This is a genomic window from Streptomyces sp. LZ34 (assembly GCF_053890475.1).
This window is the reverse complement of record NZ_CM132680.1, coordinates 2,116,271-2,136,131: the sequence shown is the minus strand read 5'-3', so window position 1 is coordinate 2,136,131 and position 19,861 is coordinate 2,116,271. Positions and strand designations below refer to the sequence as shown.

Genomic DNA, 19,861 nt, shown 5'->3' with positions numbered 1-19,861 from the left:
TATTTGCCGTTCCGGCAAGGGGCTTTGTCAAGCGGACGGAATTCCGCTGCACCGCCGGGCCGCCGGGTGTGACGATGGCGTCATGACCGATATACACACCGCACACACCTCCGGTCTGGATCCCGCCACCCTCAAGGCGGCGCGTGCCCTCCTCGAATACGAGGTCTTCGAGGGCGACCTGAGCGACCACGACTGGGAACACGCCCTGGGCGGCATCCACGCCCTGGCCTGGGAGAACGGCGAGCTGATCGGCCATGCGTCCGTGGTGCAGCGGCGGCTGCTGCACGGCGGGCGGGCGTTGCGCGCGGGCTATGTGGAGGGCGTCGGGGTGCGGGCGGACCGGCGGGGGCGGGGCCACGGCGCGGCCATGATGGCGGAGCTGGAGCGGGTGGTGCGCGGTGCGTACGACCTCGGCGCGCTGTCCTCCAGCGACGAGGCGGTGGACTTCTACACGGCGCGCGGCTGGCAGCGGTGGCAGGGGCCGACCTCGGCGCTCACCCCCGAGGGCGTCCGGCGCACCGCGGAGGAGGACGGGTGGATCTTCGTCTTCCCGGCGGCGGCACCCCTGGATGTCTCCGCCGAGCTGATCTGCGACTGGCGCGACGGCGACGTCTGGTAGCGCGCGGGCCGTCTGTTTCCCCCGCTCCCGCCTGGGCACCCCGGTAGGCCGGGAACCATCCTGTCGCCCAGGAAGCGAGCAACCATGAAAGCTGTCGTATGGCATTCCGTAGGCGACATCCGCCTCGAGGACGTGCACCAACCCAAGATCCAGGACGCGTATGACGCGATCGTACGGATCACCACCTCGGCGATCTGCGGCACCGATCTGCACTTCGTGCGCGGCACCATGACGGGCATGCGGGAGGGGCGGATCCTCGGCCATGAGGCCGTGGGCATCGTCGAGGAGGTGGCCGGCGGGGTGCGCAACTTCCGCCCCGGAGACCGGGTGGTGATCCCCTCCACCGTCGCCTGCGGGGTGTGCAGCTACTGCCGGGCCGGTTACCACGCCCAGTGCGACCGGGCCAACCCCCACGGGCCCCTGGCGGGCACCACCTTCTTCGGTGGTCCCGAGTCCGCCGGGGGACTGGACGGGCTACAGGCGGAGTACGCCCGGGTCCCGTACGCGCACACCGGGCTCGTACCGCTGCCCGACTCCGTGGACGACGCCCAGGCCATCCTGCTCTCGGACATCTACCCCACCGCGTGGTTCGGCGCCAAGCTCGCCGAGATCGGCACCGGCGACACGGTCGCCGTGCTTGGCGCGGGCCCTGTCGGGCAGGCGGCGATCTCCTGCGCCCGGCTGTGCGGTGCGGGCCGGGTCATCGTCGTCGACGGGGTCGTCGACCGGCTCGAACTGGCCCAGCGACAGCACGCCGAGACCATCGATTTCAACGCCGAGGAGCCGGTGTCCGCCGTGCGCGAGCTGACCGGTGGCATCGGCGCGGACCGGGTCATCGACGCCGTCGGTATCGATGCCGCGAGCCCCGACCACGGCCCCGCGGTGGACACCCTGGCCGGGCAGCGGGAGGAGTTCGCCCACGAGCTGCGGGAGACCGCCCCCGAGCAGAACCCCGACGACCAGGGCACCTGGCGGCCCGGCGACGCCCCGTCGCTGGCCACCCGCTGGGCCATCCAGATGGCCGCCAAGGCCGGCACGCTGGGGATCGTGGGCGTCTATCCGCCGCAGGCGCAGCACTTCCCGATCGGTGAGGCGTTCCAGAAGAACCTCACCGTCAAGATGGGCAACTGCCACCACCGCCACTATCTGCCCCATCTGGTCTCGATGGTCGCCTCCGGCGAGCTCGACCCCTCCCCGCTGATCACCCACTGGTCGGGCACCCAGGACGCCATCGAGGCATACCGCGCCTTCGACCGCCGCGAACAGGGCTGGACCAAGGTGGCCCTGGGCATCGGCGGAGCCGGCAGCGTGGCGCCGGGCCAGGGACACGCCGCGGGTACCGGCGCGGCCACCACGGCCGGCGCCCACGGCTGACCGGCGGCGGAATGAACGCGTGAGCCACCGCCCCTGACCCTGACCCCGTGCCACGGGCTCAGGGTCAGGGGCGGTGGCTCGTGTCCTCGATGTCGGGACAAGGCCGGGACATCAGCGGGTCACCTCCGCCAACAGCCGCTCCCAGTCGTCCAGGAAGCGCTTGAGCCCGTACCGCTCGAGCGCCGCGCGGCGGGCCCGCGCCCCGTCCTCGGCCGCCGCCGCCGGCTCCCGGAGATAGGTCCGCGCGGCGCGGGCGAGGACCTCGGGGCGGGTGGAGAGCACACCGGCGCCCTCGGGCACCGCCTCGACCGCCTCGGTGGTGGCCAGGCCGACGACGGGCATGCCCAGGTGCATGGCCTCCAGGAGGGACAGCCCCAGCGAGGTCCAGCGCACCGGGTGCAGATACAGACGGCGGCGGGCCATCTCGGCGTGCAGCCGGGCCTGTGGCAGCTCCGCGCGGCGCAGACGGTCCCCGGACAGGCCCAGATACGCGGCGAGCCCCTCCGTACGCAGGCCGAAGACGTCCAGCGGCGCCGCCCGGCTCAGCGCGGGCAGCAGATCGGTGCCCGCGGTGCGGCCGCGCGGGACCGGGTCGTTGACGACGACCGCGGCGCGGTCCAGCTCCCCGGTGTACAGATGGCCCGGGTCGACGACACCGTGCTCGACGACGGTGGTGGGGGCGGTGCCGCTGTCCCAGAAGAGCTGGTTGAAGTGGGTGACGTGCACCAGGGGCACGCCGCGCAGGTCGTCCCGGTCCGCACAGGGGTGGCGGGTGTGGGGGACGTTTCCGTCCGGCGTGTTGTGCTCCACGTAGACGGCGGGCAGATCGCGCCCGGGGCGGCGTCCGCCCAGCCAGCACTCGGCGAGCGCCGCCTCGTGCGGCCGCTGGAGGACCACCAGGTCGACCGGGGCGTCCCGCAGCAGCATGGGGCTCAGCTCGGTGACCGAGGCGGGCCAGGTGAACGTGCGCCCGCGGCCGAGGCCGTCGGGCCCGCGGTCGGGCAGGGCCGGCACCAGGTAGCGGTGCGGGCCTTGGACGAACGCCGTGGTCCAGGAGCCGTGCACATGCCAGATCAGTATGTTCATGTGCTCACCTCGCTCAGGGTGAGTAACCCCTTGCAACGCGACAAAACGGATGAGCCGCGGCCTGCTCGGCCTTCCTACTCCTCCTGGTCTCCCCTGGCTCCCCGGCTCCCTTGGCCCCGTTGGCTTTCGAAGGCCCGCGCCTCCGGCAGCAGCTCCCGGATGTCGCTCGGCAGCGCCTTGTACAGCCTCTCCATCAGCTCCGGGCTCACCGCGGAGTCCAGCACCTCGAAGAACACGCTCGCCTCCCGGAGCGCCTCCTCCTCCGAGGTCCGGGCGCGCCAGGCGATCCGCCCCGCGAAGCCGGTGAGGTCGAACCGCTCGCCGTGGTCGCGCCGGTAGGCCCGCTCCTCGGACGAGGCCTCGTGGGACGCGGCCACCCGCCGCATGGAGTCGGCCGCCTCGGCCGGCAGCTGCGCCGCCATGTGGTCGGCCAGACCGTCCGGAATCCGCTCGGCGAGGGTCTCGAGCGTGGCGCGCACCGCCTGCTCCGCCGACCGCAGGTCGGGCAGCTGCGCCAGCGCCTGGACCTGCCTTGTCAGCTCTTCGTAGCGCATGATCAGCACCCCCAGCGTCGCGGTGTCGGCATCGTCAGCCGAGTGCCCACGGCCGCCCCCGCGAACCGTCGGTGATCGGCCGCCCTGCGCCCCCTTGTTACCGTCGGACCAGCCGCACACGAGGGCAAGACCGAAAAGGGAGAAGAGGGAGTAGAGGATGGCCCGAGCGCCGCGCATCGAACTGGACTCACCGTTACCCGAAGCGGTGGACGGCCGTCAGATCAGAGCCGTCGCCTTCCAGGCCAGCCGCCTGGAGTACGTGGGCAAAACCCTGCGGAGCGTCGGCCTGACCGCGGCCGGGAGCCGGGCCCTGGTGGTGGGGAGCGGACGCGGACTGCTGGCCCGCGGCCTGGCCGGGCTGGGATTCGACGTCCTCGCCGTCGACCCGTCCGCCTCCGCGACGGCGATCGCGCGGGAAGCGGACGAGCGGGAGCACCTCGTCGTCCGGTACGAAACCGCGCGGCCGGAGGAACTGGGCGTCGCCGACGGCGCGTTCGATCTCGTCTACTGCGCGGACACCTTCGAGGTCACCCCGGCCCTCGACCGGGTCCTGGCGGAGGCGGCCCGGGCGCTCGCGCCGGACGGCGTGCTGGTCTACGACACCGTCAACCGCACCCCGCTGTCCCGGCTGATCTACCTCGTCGCCTTCCAGCGCCTGCCCATGACCCGGATCATGCCGCCCGGGCGCTACGCCGCGGCACGGCTGCGCACCCCCGCCGAACTGACCGAGGCGTTGCGCCGCCACGGGCTGCGCAACGAGGACATCTGCGACTTCAAGCCCCGTGATCCGCGCGGCCTGGTCAAGGCCACGATGGCTCGCCGCCGAGGGCGGATCACCGACGAGGAGATCCCGCCCATCGTCGACTTCGTCCTGGCCCCCGACGCCCGGCCTCAGGTCACCTATCTCGGCTACGCCCGCAAGGGCTGATGAGCCGCGGCGGCGGGCCGGGCGGGCGCCGCGCACACTGGGCACTGTGACGGCAAAGCGAAGCGCCGGAATCCTGCTGTTCCGCGGGGTGGACGCGGCAGAGACGGACGCGCCAGAGACGGACCCGGCAGTGGCGGACCCGGCAGTGGCGGACTCGGCGGAGCCGGCCCCGGCCTCCGCCGCGCAGGTCCTTCTCGGCCACATGGGCGGGCCCTTCTGGGCGCGCAAGGACGAGCGCGCGTGGTCCATCCCCAAGGGCGAGTACGAGCCGGACGAGGACCCGGAGGCCGCGGCACGCCGGGAGTTCCAGGAGGAGCTCGGCCTGCCGCCGCCCCCGGGCGGTCTCCTTCCGCTCGGCTCCGTCCGGCAGACCGGGGGCAAGGTCGTGACGGTATGGGCGCTGGCGGGAGACCTCGACCCGCGGCGGGTCACCCCGGGCACCTTCGAGATGGAGTGGCCGAGGGGTTCCGGGCGGCTTCAGGCCTTCCCCGAGATCGACCGGGTGGCCTGGCTGGATCTCAGGCAAGCGCGGCAGAAGATCGTGGCCAAGCAGGAGATCTTCCTCGACCGACTCGTCGAACGCATTTAATTTCAAATGATACCGTATCGAATGAGTGAATGGCTGGTAAAATGCGCTCATGACCGCCGCCGACGTTCCTCATAAGACCACCGCCTCGCGTGCGTCCGGCCGCCGTGGGGACGCCTCGCCTTTCGCCCTCGGCCTGCTGCTGCGCCGGGCGCACTGGCACGCGGCCGCGGTGATGACGGAGGCGCTTCGGCCGCTCGGCATCGAGTTGCGGCATTTTGCCGTGCTGATCGTGCTCGTCGACCGTGGCCCGACGGCGCAGCGGGACTTGGCGGCGGCGACGGGGACGGACAAGGCGGGAATCATGCGGGTCGTGGACGACCTGGAGCGCAGGGGGCTGGCCGTACGCAAGGCGGTTCCGGGGGACCGGCGGGTGCGCGCGGTGGAGATCACGCCCCAGGGCATCGAGCTTTTCGACGCGGCTCATGTGGCGGCGGAGCCGCTGGCCGAGCGGCTGGTCGCCGAACTGGAGCCCGGCGAGCCCGAGCGGCTGGCGGATCTGCTGACCCGGCTTGCCTATCCCGCGGGCAGTGAGGACTGAGCGCGCCCACACGCATCGGTTGCCTGTCGCGTGGGCGCGCTTCGCCGCCGGCGGCGAGCGAGTTGTCCGGCGCCACCGTCACCGCCGGAGGGGGGACAGGTGACGAGGGCGCCGTGTGACGTCCTGGGGTGAGGCGCCACACGGCGTCCAGGGCCCGGGGGCTACGCGGCGAGGCGCTCCGCGAGTTCCTTGGCCTTGGTGGTCGCGTCCTCGAAGGCGCGCTCGCGGGAGGCCTCGTAGAGGGGGACCAGTGCGGACATGGCCGGGTTGCGGGGGGCCATGGTGAGTTCCGGGACGATGAAGTCGAGGTCCAGGCCGAGGGTGCCCCCGAGTACGGCCTCCAGGTAGTTCAGTACGAACTCGAAGCCCTCGCGCGGGGTGCCCGGTGCGTAGGAGCCGCCGCGGCTGGCGATGACGACGGCCGGGGTGCCCTGGGCGGAGGGGGCCTCGCCCGCGGTGCGGCCGAGCAGGAACACGTTGTCCAGCCACGCCTTGAGGGTCGACGGGATCGAGTAGTTGTGCATGGGGGCGCCGATCAGGACGGCGTCCGCCTGCTCCAGTTCCTCGATGAGCTTCTCGCGCGCGGCGAACGCGGCGGACTGCTCCGGGGTGCGCTCGGACGGGGCGGCGTAACCGGCGGACCAGGCGTCGGCGGTGATGTGCGGGACAGGGCTGGCGGCGAGGTCGCGGTAGATCACCGTGCCCTGCGGGTGCTGCTCCTCCCATGCCTTGCGGAAGACGTTCGCGAGCGAACGGGACGAGGACGCCTCGCCGGGGAATACGGACGAGTCGATGTGCAGCAGCGTGGCCATGGACTTTCTCCAAAAGAGCGGTGCCCGAGGCGGGGAGCCAGGGGTCTGGGGATTCCGTACTCGATGATAGTTACACACGAGACAGTATTGAATGATACCGTTGTGAGTGTAACGGAGGTAGACGCGTTGAGCAGCTGGGAGGAAGGCGATCTTGGACGTCTATGAGGCGGTCACGAGCCGACGGGCCGTGCGCGGATTCATCGACCGGGATGTCCCGAGGGAGGTGCTGGAGCGCGTGCTGTCCGCCGCGGCTTGGGCGCCGTCCGCATCGAACCTCCAGCCGTGGCACGCCTACGTGCTGACCGGCGGGCCGCTGGCCGGGCTCAAAAAGCGCGCTGCCGAGCGCCTGGCCGCGGGCGACCCCTGGGATGAGCCGGAGTACGAGCAGTACCCGCCCGGCCTGAAGTCCCCGTACTGCGAACGCCGATCCGCCTTCGGCGAGCAGCGCTACGGCGCACTCGGTATTCCGCGCGAGGACATAGAGGCGCGCCAGAGGGCCTCTTCCGCGAACTGGGACTGCTTCGGTGCGCCCGCCGCCCTGTTCTGCTACATCGACCGTGACCTGGGCCCGGCCCAATGGTCCGACATCGGCATGTATCTCCAGACCGTCATGCTGCTGCTCCGCGCCGAAGGGCTGCACAGTTGCACGCAGATGGCGTGGGCGAAGTTTCGCAAGAGCGTCGCGGAGGTCCTGTCACCCCCGGATGAGCTGATCCTCTTCTGTGGCATGTCGATCGGGTTCGAGGACGTCACGGTGGGTTACAGCCGTACGGGCCGGGCGCCGCTCGACGAGACGGTCACGTTCGTCGACGGTTGCTGACACCGGTCGACGCCGAGTGCGCGGGTCCGGCCCGGTAGGGCGCCCGCGGCTCGCCACGCCCCCTAGGGGCATATGTCATATTCTGGGTAAATTCCCGACGAAAGGCATGCCATGAAGTTCGCAGTCATTGGCGGTACCGGGCTGATCGGGTCGCAGGTCGTCAAGAATCTGAATGCTGCCGGGCACGAGGCGGTACCGCACTCGCAGTCCACCGGCGTCGACGTCATCAGCGGTCAGGGACTGGACGAGGCGGTGGCGGGAGCCGACGTCGTCGTCAACCTGACGAACTCCCCGACCTTCGACGAGGCCTCCCCGGCCTTCTTCCAGACCTCGATGGACAACCTGCTGGCCGCGGCCCAGAGGGGCGGCGTCGGCCACTTCGTCATCCTTTCGATCGTCGGCACGGACCAGGTGCCGGAGCTCGACTACTACCGGGCCAAGGCGCTCCAGGAGGAGATCCTCGCGGCCGGACCGATCCCCTACTCGATCGTCCGGGCAACGCAGTTCATGGAGTTCATGGACGCCGTCCTGTCCTGGACCGCCGACGACAACACCGTCCGGTTGCCCGCCACGCCGATCCAGCCGATCGCCGCCAAGGACGTGGCCGCCGCGGTGGCGGAGGTCGCCGCGGGCGCCCCGCTGAGGGGCATTCGCAACATCGGCGGCCCCGAGATCTTCTCCCTGGACGAGCTCGGCCGGATCACCCTGTCCCACAAGGGCGACAACCGCACCGTCGTTACGGACCCCACCGCCGGCATGTTCGCCGTCGTCAAGGGTGACGTCCTCACCGACAAGGGCGCTCGGCTCGCCCCCACCCGCTACACCGACTGGCTCTCCTGACTCGCTCACGCCCTCTCAGGCCGGCAGATCGCGGGACGGATCGTGGCCGTGCTCGCGGCGCCGGTCGGGCAGGCGGTGTGTCATGAAGGGCCTGCTGGTGATGAACTCCCGGAATTTCAGGGCGGCTTCGGACAGGTAGGTGTCGCGGCTCCACACGAGGGTGATCACCCGGTGGCAGTCGGGCGCGTTCATGTGCACCCACGCGACCGGGACGTACGAGTCCGAACCGGTCTGGCGGGACATCGCCGGGATGAGGCCGATGCCGAGGCCTGCGCTGATCATGTCCTGGCTGGCACCCGGTTCGTCGCCCTCGCAGGACAGCAGCGGCGTGAGCCCCTCGGACGCGCACAGCCGGTCGAGGAGCGCGCGCTGCCAATGGCCCGGGCGCGTGGTGACGAAGGGCTCGTCGGCGATCTCGGGGATCGTCACGCTCTCCCGCCCGTCGAGCCAGTGTCCGCGCGGAACCGCGAGCAGTACCTCCTCGCGGGCGAGCTCGATCGATTCGAGGTTCGTGCCGGTCAGCGGCTGCGAGGCCACACAGAAGTCGACCTCTCCGGCGCGCAGTTGGCGGTCCATCTCCTCCGCGTTCGACTGGAAGAGCCGAACGTCGGCACGGGGATGAGCGGCCCGGAAGCTGCCGAGGGCATGGGTGATCGTCAGGAGGGTCTCCGAGGCGACGCTGACGCGGCCGAGCCCCGTGTCACGGGCGTCGCGCAGGGCCCTGCGGCCGTCGTCGAGCTCGCGCAGGGCGCGGTCGACGTGGCGCAGGAACATCGCACCGTACTGGTTGAGCCTGATACGGCGGCCCTGCCGGTCGAAGAGCGGGGAGCCCAGCTCGGCCTCCAGGCGCGCGATGGCGCGGCTGAGCGAGGGCTGGGCGATGCGCAGCTCCTCCGCGGCGCGGCTGATGTGCTCGTAACGGGCGACGGCCTGGAAGTAGCGCAACTGCAGCAGATCCACGGGTCCCCTTCGCTTATGCCTTCCGGGTCATATTTACATAGCAAAACCGGTCTTGGAATGCATAAGTAATTCTCCCTACCGTTTCCAGCGGGGTCACCGCACAGGTGGCGGGCAACGGAGCCCGGCACCCGCACACGCGAAGCGAGGGCCCCGCACCCGTCCGCCGTCCAACCGGCCACCCGTTCCCCAGGAAGGTCGCATCATGAGCGCTGCGGATCTGGCCCGACTCCAGTTCGCGGCCACGACCGGCGTCCACTGGCTGTTCGTGATCCTCACCATGGGGCTCGTCCCCATCGTGGCGATCATGCACACCCGGGCCGCGTTCACCCGTGATCCCGCCAAGAGAGCCGTCCGGGAGCGTATGACCCGCTTCTGGGGCCAGCTCTACGTCATCAACTACGCGGTCGGCATCGTCACCGGCCTCGTCATGGAGTTCCAGTTCGGGCTCAGCTGGAGCGGCCTGAGCAAGTTCGCGGGCAACGTCTTCGGCGCCCCGCTGGCACTCGAAACCCTCATCGCCTTCTTCGCCGAGTCCACCTTCCTCGGCATGTGGATCTTCGGCTGGGGCCGCCTGCGCAGGGGCGTGCACGTCGCGCTCATCTGGCTGGTCGCCCTGACCGCGTACGCCTCCGGCTACTGGATCCTCATCGCCAACGGCTTCATGCAGCACCCCGTCGGCTACGAAGTGCGCGGCGGCGTCGCCTACCTGACGGACTTCGGGGCGCTGCTCACCAACCCCAGCGCCCTGATCGCGCTCGCCCACCTCACGCTCGCCGCGCTGACGACGGGCGGCGTCTTCGTCGCCGGGATCAGCGCCTTCCACTTCGCCCGGGGCACCAAGGAGACCGACCTGTTCCGCGGCTCCCTGCGCCTGGGGCTCTGGGTGGGCACGCTCGCCTCCTTCTTCGTCATCATCGTCGGCGACCTGCAGATCCCCGTCCTCGAGCGGACCCAGCCGATGAAGGTGGCCGTCATGGACAACAGCGGCGTCGCCGAGCTGCAGGCGCAGCTCGTCAAGGAGCACGGGCCCGGCGACTACGTGCCCTGGCAGGACTTGCTGCGGATCTCGATGGACGTGATGACGATCACCGGCAACGCCGTGTCCACCATCACGTTCATCGCCGTCTTCCTGCTGTGGAAGGACCGGCTGGTGCGTTGGTGTCCCCTCGCGTACCTGATGACGGCCATGATTCCGGTCCCCTTCATCGCCTCCGTGGGCGGCTGGGTCGTCCGCGAGGTCGGGCGTCAACCCTGGCTCGTCTACGGCCAGTTGACGGTCGAGGACGCGCTCTCTCACGTCAGCAGGGCCTCGCTGGCCGTGTCCTGCGCCGCGTTCATCGCCATCTTCGTCGCGCTGGCGGTGACGAACTGGACCCTGATCGCCCGCTTCGCCCGCCGCGGCCCGGATGCCACCCAGCTCGGCGCCACCGAGCCGCTCGCCGACGACGTGCCCGGCGGCCGCGCCGACGAGAAGCAGACGGTCCCGGCCTTCTGAGCCGGTCCGACCGGCGCGTACCGAGATGAACTCCACTTCTGCAATGGAAAGTTGAGCGAGATGAGTCTGGAGACCCTCTGGCTGGCCCTCCTCGGCCTGCTTCTCGCCGGGTACTTCGTGCTCGGCGGCTACGACTACGGCGTGCAGATGCTGCACCCCTTCCTCGGCGGCAGCCGAGGCGGTCAGGACGGTCAAGAAGCCGAGCGGAGCGGCCGGAACGGCGCCCTCGATGCCATCGCGCCGTTCTTCCTGGGCAACGAGGTCTGGCTGGTCGCCTTCACCGGCGTCCTGTTCGGGGCCTTCCCGCACCTGGAGGGCAGCCTCCTGCCCGGCCTGTACCCGCTGATCGTGGCGATCCTCGTCGGCCTGGTCCTCGGCAACGCCGCGATCCAACTGCGCGGCCGCGCCCACAGCGCCCGCGGCCGCCGGTGCTGGGACGCCCTGATCGTGTTCGGCGGCGCACTGCCCGCTTTGTGCTGGGGACTCGTCCTGGGCCTGCTGCTCCATGGCGTGCCCCGCCGGGCCGACGGGACCTTCCACATCGGGCCCGGCGACGTGCTCACGCCATTCGTGCTGACCTGTGGGGTGACCACCGCGCTGCTCTTCGCGGCGCACGGGGCGGCCTTCCTCGCGCTGCGCTCGGGCCCCGAACTCGCCTCCAGGGCACGGCGACGGGGCGCCACCCTGCTGCGTGACGCCGGCGCCGTGGGTTCCCTCGCGCTGCTGCTGACGCTCTTCGGGGCGGGTGCCACGATGACGAACCGCGTGACCTCGGCGGTTCTCGCCGTCCTGTTCGCGGCGGCGCTCGCCGGCGCCTGGTGGTACCTCTCCCGCGGGCACCACGGCCGGGCGTTCGTGGCCACCTGCTGCGCGACCGCGCTGCCCGTGCTGCTCGTGGGGGCCGGCCACTACCCGTACGTCCTGGTCAGCTCGGCCGGCGCCGGGCTGACGGTTCACAAGGCGGTCACGGACGGCGCCACGTTGAAGATCCTGACCGCGTTCGGGGTGGTGCTGATCCCGGTGATCCTCGCGTATCAGACGTGGAGCTGGTGGGCCTTCCGGGGACGGACGGGCCGCCGTCACCCCAGCTACTTCTGAGTCGCGGAAGCGACAAGAGGGGTACCAGGATGAAGCCGGTCGAACGCCGCCTGATGCGGGAACTCCCGGTGCTGCGGCGCCACATGACGTACGTCACGGCGCTGGCGCTGCTGGGCGCCGGGCTCGTCGTCGCCCAGGCGGGCCTGCTGGCGACGGTCCTCGCGGACGGCTTTGCCGGGCGCAGGTTCCGGATCACGCCGCTGGCCGCGTTGGGCGCCGTCATGGCGCTGCGCGCGCTGCTGACCTGGGCCCGCGGGGTGCTCGCTCAGCGTGCCGCGGCCGACGCCAAGCGCACGCTGCGGGACCGGATCACCGGTCGGCTGCGGCACACCAGCCCCCTGCGACTGGCGGCCCGCCGCCACGGCGAGACGGCCACGCTGCTCACCCGCGGCCTCGACGCCCTGGACCCGTACGTCGTCGGCTACCTGCCCACGATGGCGGCCACCGCGGTGGTGCCCCTCACGGTCGTCGCCTGGCTGTCGTGGACCGACTGGACCTCGGCGCTGATCATCGTCGTGACGCTGCCGCTGATCCCCGTGTTCGGCGCGTTGATCGGCAGGCACACCGCCCAGCGCACCGCGAGCCAATGGCGGTTGCTGGCGCGGCTGGGCGGCCACTTCCTCGACGTGGTGGCCGGGCTGCCGACGCTGCGCGCGTTCGGCCGCGAGCGGCACCAGACCCGGGTGGTGGGCGAGATGGCGGACGCCCACCGGCGGGCCACCATGCGGACGCTGCGCGTGGCGTTCCTCTCCTCCTTCGTCCTGGAGACGGTCGCCACCCTCTCCGTGGCGCTGGTGGCCGTCCCGGTCGGGCTGCGGCTGCTCGGCGGCGAGATGGACCTGCGCACGGCCCTGACCGTCCTGTTCCTCGCCCCCGAGGCGTATCTGCCGCTGCGCGCCGCGGGCGCGGCCTTCCACGACAGCGCCGAGGGCATCGCGGTGGCCGAGCGGGTCTTCGCCGTCCTCGACGGCGAGGACGCGCCCGAGGCGCGCACCGACCGCGCCCCGGCCCCCGACGCCCGCACGGCGCACCTGCGCCTCGACGAGGTCACGGTCCAGTACCCGGGCCGCGCCGAGCCCGCCCTCCGACATGTCTCGCTCTCTGTCCGCCCCGGCGAGCACGTGGCCCTGGTCGGCCCGAGCGGCGCGGGCAAGTCCACGCTGCTGTCGCTGCTCCTCGGCCTCGTGACCCCCGGGGCGGGCCGGGTCGCGGTCGGCGGCACCGACCTCACCCGCCTCGACCTCGACGAGTGGCGCGCCCGGGTGGCGTGGGTGCCGCAGCGCCCGCACCTGTTCGCGGAGTCCATCGCGGACAACATCCGCCTCGGGCGCCCGGACGCGAGCGACGCCGAGGTGCGGGAGGCGGCCCGCGCCGCCTCGGCCGACCTCTTCATCGAGGAGCTGCCACAGGCGTACGACACCGTGCTCGGCGAGCACGGCGCCGGGCTCTCCGCCGGGCAGCGCCAACGGATCGCCCTGGCCCGCGCGTTCCTCAAGGACGCCCCCGTGCTGCTCCTCGACGAACCGACCGCCCACCTCGACCCCGAGAGCGAGGCCGCCGTCACGCGCGCCACGGTCGACCTCATGCGCGGCCGAACCTCGGTCGTGGTCGCGCACCGCACGAGCCTGCTGCCCCACGCCGACCGGATCATCACGCTACGAGCAGGCAGCCTCGCCCTCCCCCGACCGGCGCCCGCGGAAGGGCTGGTGGCCTCATGACCCCCCACGCCAAGGCCGCCGACGCCCCCGTCCGGGCGCGCGGGCCCCGCCCCACCGTCCGCCTCCTGCGCCACCTCCTCCCGTACTGGCGCAGGCTGCTGCCCGCCGCGCTCGCCTCGGCCGGCAGTGACCTCGCCGCCGCCGCGCTGATGGCCACCGCCGCCTGGCTGATCACCCGCGCCGCGCAGCAGCCGCCGCTCGCCTCGGTGAGCGTCGCGATCGTCGCCGTACGCGCCCTGGCCCTGGGGCGCGGAGCGCTGCGCTACGCCGACCGGCTGCTGGGCCACGACGGCGTGCTGCGAGCTGTGGCGGGCTTCCGCACCCGGGTGTACGAGGCGCTGGTGCCGCTCGCCCCGGCGGGCACCCCCGCCTTTCGCAGCGGAGACCTGCTGACCCGCCTCGTCGACGACGTCGACGCCGCCCAGGACCTGCTGCTGAGGGTCCTGATCCCGGCCGCGGCCGCCTGCGCGGTCACCGCGACCGCCACCGGAACGGCCACGGTGCTGCTGCCGCGGGCAGGCGTCCTGCTCGGGCTGCTCCTGGCCGTGGCGGGGCTCCTCGTGCCCGCCCTGGTGCTCGCGCTGTCCCGCCGCGCGGGCCGCGCGGAGAAGGCGGCGCGCGCCGAACTCGCCGCACTCACCGTGGACGTGACCCAGGGAGCGGCCGACCTCGCCGCGTACGGCGCCCGGGGCCGCGCCCACGAGCGGGCCCGCCGCGCCTCCGCCCGGATCGCCGCGCTGGAGCGCCGCGGCGCCCTGACCACTTCGCTCGCCTCGGCCGTGGTACTGCTGCTCCAGGGCGGGGCGACGGTCGGCGTCAGCTGGCTCGCGCTGCGCGCGCACGCGGCCGGTGCGCTGCCCGCCGTACACCTCACCGTCCTCGCGGTCCTCGCGCTGGTCTCCTTCGAGGCCCTCGCGCCACTGCCCGCCGCCGCCCGCCGCCTCGCCGAGGTGCGGGCCTCCGCACGCCGGTTGGCCGACCTCTTCGACGCGCCGCCCCCCGTCACCGACCCGCCCGCCCCGGCCCCGCTCCCCACCGACGAGCCGCTCGGCGTGGACATCACCGACCTGCGGGTGCGCCACCACCCCGGCGGCCCCCCGGCCCTGGACGGGGTGAGCCTGCGGCTGCCGCCCGGCCGCCGGGTCGTGCTCCTCGGCGCCAGCGGGTCCGGCAAGTCGACGCTGATCGCGGCCCTCATGCGGTTCGTCCCGTACGAAGCCGGAAGCATCCGCGTCGGCGGGGGCGACCCGCGCGAACAGCGCGAACTTCGAGACTGCGCAGCCGCGGACGCCCGCCGCGTGATCACCGGCATGACCCAGGACGCGCACGTCTTCCACGCCACGATCCGCGCCAACCTGCTCCTGGCCCACCCCGACGCCACGGACGCCGACCTGCGCGAAGCGGCCCGCAGGGCCCGGCTCCTGGGCTGGATCGAGTCGCTGCCCGACCGCTGGGACACCCTCCTCGGCGGGGACGGCGCCACGATGTCGGGTGGCCAGCGCAGACGCCTGCTCCTGGCCCGCGCGCTGCTCGCCGACCCGCCCGTCCTCGTCCTCGACGAACCCACCGAAGGACTCGACCCGGACACCGCCGCCGCCGTGCTCGCCGACATCCTCGAGGCCACCCGCGGCCGCACCACGCTCCTGGTCACCCACGAGCGGTCGGGCCTCGCCGCCGCCGACCAGATCGTGACCCTCGACCGCGGCCGGATCCGCCCCGTCACTCAGGACGGCCTTGCCGCCATGGCGCTCTGAAGGTGCCCGGCGCCGGAAGGGGTGGGGAGCGGAACCGGCCGTCGCGTCAGGCCGAGCCGCAGTGCACCGTCGCCGCCCCCCAATCCGCGTGGTCGTGGGCGTTCCCGTCGCCCCCGTCGGTGACCCGCAGACGCAGCACCTGCGCGCCCTCGACCGTGGCCTCGATCGGGACGGCGGAGTCCGCGCCGTCGACGACGTCGCCGCGGTGGACCCGCTCACCATCGGCGTAGACCTCGAAGGCGACGCTGCCGTCACCGGCCACCTCGTCGTCCACGCCCACCTCGGCGGTGAAGGTCGAGCAGTTGCCGCCCAGGAAGACCTCCACCGTGGAGTCGGCGTGCACGCCGAGGCCGTGTTCGTAGGTCTTGCCGCCGATGGTGAGCGTCTTGCCGTCGCCGGGGGCCGACTCGCCGTTGCTGCGGTCCCGTTCGACCGGGCCCCAGCCGTTGTCGGCGGTGATGAAGTCGCGCGTGGACACGGACACCTCGCCACGCGGCGGGGGAGGCGTGCCGTCGAGGTCGACCGCCGCCGAGCTGCTCACCCGCGCCCCGCCGGCCGAGGTCGCGCGGACGTCGGCGACGGCGGGCCGCAGCCCGTCCGGGGCGCCCTCGCCGCGGGTGACCTTGGTCCGTACGGTCGCGGTCCCGCCCGCCGCGAGGTCGCCGAGGTCGACGGTGCCGGGCTCGGCGGTCCAGCCGTCGGCGAGGTCGAGGGCCGCGGTGACGTCGCGCAGCGGGGTGTCGCAGGGGTTGGTGACGGTCAGCTCGGCCGAGGTGGAGTCGCCGGCCGGCACGGTGGTGTCGGCGGCGGTGAGCCTGGCCTCGGGGGCGCAGACGACCGGGCCGCGCGGGGTGCCGGTGCGGGCCTCGACGCCGGTCAGCGGGCGTATGCGCAGCGTGTAGGCGTACTCCCGGGCGGGCCGCACCTGGTACTGGGGCAGCACGGTGTGGAAGGTCTCGCTCACGCCGCTCACCGCGTGGTCCAGGTGCAGGGTGTTGCCACCGGGGTTCTTCTGGAGGGCGAACGGATACGCGGCGCGGTCGATGCCGGTGTACGGGGTGACCCCGGCCGAGAAGCCCCCGGATCCGGATCCGGATCCCGACCCGGAGGCCGAGACCAGCAGGCCGTTTTCGCCGTCGGACAGCGACGCCCAGCGGACGTCCTCATGATTTCCGTAGTCCTGGGGCCTGGTGTATCCCGCGAACTGCTCGTCCACATCCGTGGAGTACACCCCCACGGGGGCGCCGTCCTCGCGGTCGTTGTAGTTCTCCTGCGGACCGCGCCCGTACCAGGTGAACGTGTCGTACCGCTCCGGCAGCCGCAGCGAGAGTCCGATCCGGGGCAGGTAGGGCACCGTGCGCGCCTTGCCCCGAGCCTCGACGCGGTGGTCCAGCCGCAGCTCCCCGGTGCCGCTCACCGTGTACCGGAGGGTCTGCGCGAAGGAGGAGTCCTTGACGCCGGGCGCGGCGGCCGTGGCGGGCACGGTCACGGTGACCTCGCCGCCCCGCCGGGCGACCGTGACCTTGCCCGGCTCGGTCCGCAGCCGGTCCAGGCCCGCCTCGCGCCACGGCCCTTCCTCGGAACCGATCTCATTGCTGACCGGGGCGCGCCAGGCGTCGAGTTCGGGGCCGGAGCCGAGCAGCTCCCGTCCGTCGGCCCGCATCGAGATCAGCTCACCGCTCGTGCGGTCGAAACCGTACGAGAAGCCCTTCCCCATGACGGTGATCCGGCCGCCGGCCGTGGCGGTGGTCAGTTTGCCGGGCGCCTTGGCCGGCGTGGTGCCCGCGAGCTGCGCGCCGCCGATGTCGAACTGCTCGACCGCGACGCGGTGCCCGGCCTTCGCCCAGGCGGTGTCCTTGGCCAGCACCGCCTCCACGGTGAGCTGCCGGTCGGCGTCCTTGGGGTTGGCGGGCGGCTTCGGCAGCCGGATGCGCTGTCGCTCGCCGGGGTCGAGGGCGAGGGAGCGGGTCCCTTGGGCCCGGGTCCTGGCGCCCTCGGTGATCCGCCACCGCAGCCTGAGGTCGCCGGTGCCGGTGAAGGAGCGCTCGTTGAGCACATCGATCCGCCCCGACGCGGCCTCGGCGCCGGAGATCCGGACCGGGGCGTGCACCGCCGCCATGGCGCGGGCCTCGGGCTGTACGGTGCGGTCGGCGGAGACCACCCCGTCGACCCCGCCGGTCCCCGCGCCATAGGACAGGAAGTCCCCCTTCCGGTCGAGCCGGTCGAAGTCGAGCGCGAGCACCGCGTCCGAGCCGGGGTCGGCGGCGAGCTGATCGGGCCCGAGCGCCTTGTGATAGACGCGGACCTGGTCGACCGTGCCGTGTGCCATGCGGCTGCGGATGTTCTCCTGGTCGGTCTCCGGGTTGCGGCCGATGTTCACCGGCTGGGCGGAGTAGCCGACCGTTCCGCGCCAGTCGGCGGAGGCGGCTTGCCCGCCGTCGATGTAGAGCTTCAGCGCCGAGCCGTCGAAGGTGCCGGACACGCGGTGCCAGGAGCCGTACCAGTCGCCGGGGACGTCGGCCGCGACGGTGTGCCACTCCCCGTCGCCGTAGACGAAGAACTCCAGGGTGTCCTTGTCGCGCATCTTGAGGGCGTAGCTGCGGTCGCCCTTCGCGATGACGGTGAAACTGCCTGTCCAGTCGGCGGGTTTCACCCAGGCGTCCAGAGTGAGCGCGTCCGTCACCGCGTCGAGCTTCGGGTCGCGGTAGACCTCCACGAAGTCGTCGAGGCCGGACAGCTCCAGCGCCTTGCCCCGGTGTCCCGCCACCAGAGCGGGCTTCCCGGAGACGTAGGACAGGATGTCGTTGCCGGAGGAGTCGGGGGTGGTGAGCAGCGGCTGGGTGATGTTCTGCTCCGCCCAGTCCCAGATGTAGCCGCCCTGGACCTGGGGGTATTTGCGGACGACGTCCCAGAACTCCCGGAAGTTGCCGAGTGAGTTGCCCATGGCGTGGGCGTACTCGCCCATGATGATCGGCTTGGTGGTGGCCTTCGCCTTCTCCTCCAGGCCCGCGGGGGAGGGGTAGCGCGGCCCCCAGACATCGGCGAACGGGGCGTCGCCGTCGGGGCTGTTGGGCTGGTGGTAGACCGGGCGGGCCGGGTCCTCACGGTCCAGGAACTCGGCCATCGCGTAGTGGGCCTTGCCCAGGCCCGCCTCGTTGCAGGTGTCCCACATCAGGACGCTGGGATGGTTCTTGTCCCGCTCGTACATCGCGGTGAGCCGGTCCAGGAACGCCTTCTGCCACTCGGGCCGCTCGGCCAGGCAGTCGTCCGGGCAGCCGTCGTGGTGGTGGGTCTCGATGTCGACCTCGTCGTCGATCCACAGCCCGCGCGCGTCGGCCAGCTCGTACAGATACGGATCGGACGGGTAGTGCGAGGTGCGGACCGAGTTGATGTTGAGCTGCTTCATCAGGGAGACGTCGGAGGCGGTGCGCTCCCTGGTGGCGTGACGGCCGGTGTTCGGATCGGTCTCGGCGCGGTTGACGCCCTTGACGAGGATGCGCTTGCCGTTGACGAGGAGCCGCTTGTCCTTGATCTCGATCTCGCGGAAGCCGACCGGCTGGGCGGTGGTCTGGGTCACCCGGCCGTCGGGGCCGTGGAGCTGGACGACGAGGGTGTGGAGGTTCGGAGTCTCGTCGGTCCACTTGTCGGGGTCGGCGATCTGGGCGCTCAGGGTGGCGGAGCCGGTGCCGTCGCCGGGATCGACCGTACCCGACATCGTTGTCACCTTGCGTCCGCGCCGGTCGTACAGCGTTCCGGTGACCTTGCGCTCAGCCGCGCCGGCTGCGCTCTGCCCGGCCGGGCCCGCGGCGGCGACATCCACCCGGGCGGTCAGCCGGGCGTCTCGGTAGGCGGCGTCCAGATCGGTCTTGACGGTGACGTCGCGCAGCCGGGTCGCCGGGGTGGAGTACAGGCCGACCGAGCGGAAGATGCCCGAGAAGCGCCACTGGTCGTAGTCCTCCAGATGGGCCCCGGAACCCCAGCGGTGCACCTGCACCGCGACCGTGTTCCGGCCCGGGTGGAGCCGCTCGCTGATGTCGAACTCCGCGGGCGTGTAGCCGCCCTGGTCGTACCCGGCGTACGAGCCGTTGACCCAGACCAGATAGCCGCTGGTGACGCCCTCGAAGCGCAGGAAGGTCCGCCGCCTCTCCCAACTGCCGGGCAGCTGGAAGGTCTTGACGTAGGCACCGGTCGGGTTGACGTCGTGCGGAACCTTCGGCGGGTCGTCCGGATACATCTCGGTGGGGATGTTGCGGAACACCGGGTGGTCCAGGCCGTCCGTCTGCCAGGTGTGCGGCACGCTCACGCTGCGCCAGCCCGCCCGCGAGGTGTCATAGCCCTCGGCGAAGAAGTCCTTGGGGACCTCCTCGGGGCGGTCGGACATATGGATCTTCCAGGAGCCGTCGAGCGACTTGGTCCAGGGGGTGTCCTGGCCGCCCTCGAGCGCGTCGGCGGCGTTGTCGTACGGCGTCAGCGGCGCGTGGGCCGGCTCTTGCCCGATCGCGGTGACCTCGGGGTCCTCGAGGAGTTCGTACACGTCCGCGGGCGGGGCCGAGGGGCTCGCCGTCGCGGCGGGGACGGGGGTCAGCAGCGTTCCGGCCAGGGCCAGGGGGACCAGTCGGGGGATCAGCCGGGGGAGGAGGCGGAAGGAGCGAAGGAGCCGGGGCATCGGCGGCCCA

16 protein-coding genes are annotated in these 19,861 nt (G+C 72.3%); 11 read left to right on the top strand and 5 right to left on the bottom strand.

The window, feature by feature from the left end; all coding sequences use genetic code 11:
• Positions 1 to 82: 82 nt before the first annotated feature.
• Entirely contained in the window at positions 83 to 619 is a 537-nt protein-coding gene (locus ACWY4P_RS07595) for a GNAT family N-acetyltransferase (RefSeq protein WP_456209376.1), read from the top strand.
• A gap of 84 nt (positions 620 to 703) precedes the next feature.
• Positions 704 to 1,993, top strand: coding sequence for a zinc-dependent alcohol dehydrogenase (locus tag ACWY4P_RS07590; RefSeq protein ID WP_456209375.1), 1,290 nt, complete (start codon positions 704 to 706; stop codon positions 1,991 to 1,993).
• Between the two features lie 111 nt (positions 1,994 to 2,104).
• Here ACWY4P_RS07590 and ACWY4P_RS07585 read toward each other — a convergent pair whose 3' ends face one another.
• The gene (locus ACWY4P_RS07585) at positions 2,105 to 3,079 is read right to left on the bottom strand and encodes a glycosyltransferase (RefSeq protein ID WP_456209374.1); all 975 of its coding nucleotides are present in this window, start codon (positions 3,077 to 3,079) and stop codon (positions 2,105 to 2,107) included.
• 74 nt (positions 3,080 to 3,153) lie between these two features.
• Positions 3,154 to 3,633, bottom strand: a complete 480-nt coding sequence (locus tag ACWY4P_RS07580) for a DUF2267 domain-containing protein (protein ID WP_456209373.1) — start codon at positions 3,631 to 3,633, stop codon at positions 3,154 to 3,156.
• A gap of 157 nt (positions 3,634 to 3,790) precedes the next feature.
• On the opposite strand from ACWY4P_RS07580, the gene ACWY4P_RS07575 reads away from it, so the two are divergent.
• Genes ACWY4P_RS07575 through ACWY4P_RS07565 form a run of 3 tightly spaced genes read left to right on the top strand, consistent with a single transcriptional unit; the run spans position 3,791 to position 5,688 of the window.
• On the top strand, positions 3,791 to 4,561 hold the full coding sequence (locus ACWY4P_RS07575; RefSeq protein ID WP_456209371.1) for a class I SAM-dependent methyltransferase: 771 nt from the start codon (positions 3,791 to 3,793) through the stop codon (positions 4,559 to 4,561).
• 46 nt (positions 4,562 to 4,607) lie between these two features.
• Positions 4,608 to 5,150, top strand: coding sequence for an NUDIX domain-containing protein (locus ACWY4P_RS07570; protein WP_456209370.1), 543 nt, complete (start codon positions 4,608 to 4,610; stop codon positions 5,148 to 5,150).
• 49 nt (positions 5,151 to 5,199) lie between these two features.
• Positions 5,200 to 5,688, top strand: a complete 489-nt coding sequence (locus tag ACWY4P_RS07565) for a MarR family winged helix-turn-helix transcriptional regulator (RefSeq protein ID WP_456209369.1) — start codon at positions 5,200 to 5,202, stop codon at positions 5,686 to 5,688.
• A 161-nt stretch (positions 5,689 to 5,849) separates the two neighbouring features.
• Here ACWY4P_RS07565 and ACWY4P_RS07560 read toward each other — a convergent pair whose 3' ends face one another.
• Entirely contained in the window at positions 5,850 to 6,500 is a 651-nt protein-coding gene (locus ACWY4P_RS07560) for an FMN-dependent NADH-azoreductase (protein WP_456209368.1), read from the bottom strand.
• 151 nt (positions 6,501 to 6,651) lie between these two features.
• On the opposite strand from ACWY4P_RS07560, the gene ACWY4P_RS07555 reads away from it, so the two are divergent.
• Both ACWY4P_RS07555 and ACWY4P_RS07550 read left to right on the top strand, forming a co-directional pair.
• On the top strand, positions 6,652 to 7,320 hold the full coding sequence (locus tag ACWY4P_RS07555) for a nitroreductase (RefSeq protein ID WP_456209366.1): 669 nt from the start codon (positions 6,652 to 6,654) through the stop codon (positions 7,318 to 7,320).
• A gap of 111 nt (positions 7,321 to 7,431) precedes the next feature.
• Positions 7,432 to 8,160, top strand: coding sequence for an SDR family oxidoreductase (locus tag ACWY4P_RS07550; RefSeq protein ID WP_456209365.1), 729 nt, complete (start codon positions 7,432 to 7,434; stop codon positions 8,158 to 8,160).
• Between the two features lie 15 nt (positions 8,161 to 8,175).
• Here the strand turns inward: ACWY4P_RS07550 and ACWY4P_RS07545 are convergent, their stop codons facing one another.
• A complete protein-coding gene (locus ACWY4P_RS07545; protein ID WP_456209363.1) occupies positions 8,176 to 9,120 on the bottom strand; it encodes a LysR family transcriptional regulator in 945 nt (314 codons plus the stop codon).
• A gap of 202 nt (positions 9,121 to 9,322) precedes the next feature.
• Between ACWY4P_RS07545 and ACWY4P_RS07540 the strand changes: the two genes are divergently transcribed.
• Genes ACWY4P_RS07540 through cydC form a run of 4 tightly spaced genes read left to right on the top strand, consistent with a single transcriptional unit; the run spans position 9,323 to position 15,185 of the window.
• Positions 9,323 to 10,615 (top strand): cytochrome ubiquinol oxidase subunit I, encoded by a 1,293-nt coding sequence (locus ACWY4P_RS07540; RefSeq protein ID WP_456209362.1) that lies wholly within the window; start codon positions 9,323 to 9,325, stop codon positions 10,613 to 10,615.
• A gap of 60 nt (positions 10,616 to 10,675) precedes the next feature.
• Positions 10,676 to 11,713, top strand: coding sequence for a cytochrome d ubiquinol oxidase subunit II (gene cydB, locus ACWY4P_RS07535; RefSeq protein WP_456212844.1), 1,038 nt, complete (start codon positions 10,676 to 10,678; stop codon positions 11,711 to 11,713).
• A gap of 29 nt (positions 11,714 to 11,742) precedes the next feature.
• A complete protein-coding gene (gene cydD / locus ACWY4P_RS07530; RefSeq protein WP_456209360.1) occupies positions 11,743 to 13,431 on the top strand; it encodes a thiol reductant ABC exporter subunit CydD in 1,689 nt (562 codons plus the stop codon).
• On the top strand, positions 13,428 to 15,185 hold the full coding sequence (cydC, locus tag ACWY4P_RS07525) for a thiol reductant ABC exporter subunit CydC (protein ID WP_456209358.1): 1,758 nt from the start codon (positions 13,428 to 13,430) through the stop codon (positions 15,183 to 15,185). The genes cydD and cydC overlap by 4 nt, the downstream gene beginning before the upstream one ends.
• 46 nt (positions 15,186 to 15,231) lie before the next feature.
• Here cydC and ACWY4P_RS07520 read toward each other — a convergent pair whose 3' ends face one another.
• Positions 15,232 to 19,851 carry a glycoside hydrolase family 2 TIM barrel-domain containing protein gene (locus ACWY4P_RS07520; protein WP_456209357.1) on the bottom strand — a complete coding sequence of 1,540 codons (4,620 nt, stop codon included), beginning with the start codon at positions 19,849 to 19,851 and terminating at the stop codon, positions 15,232 to 15,234.
• Positions 19,852 to 19,861 lie beyond the last annotated feature (10 nt).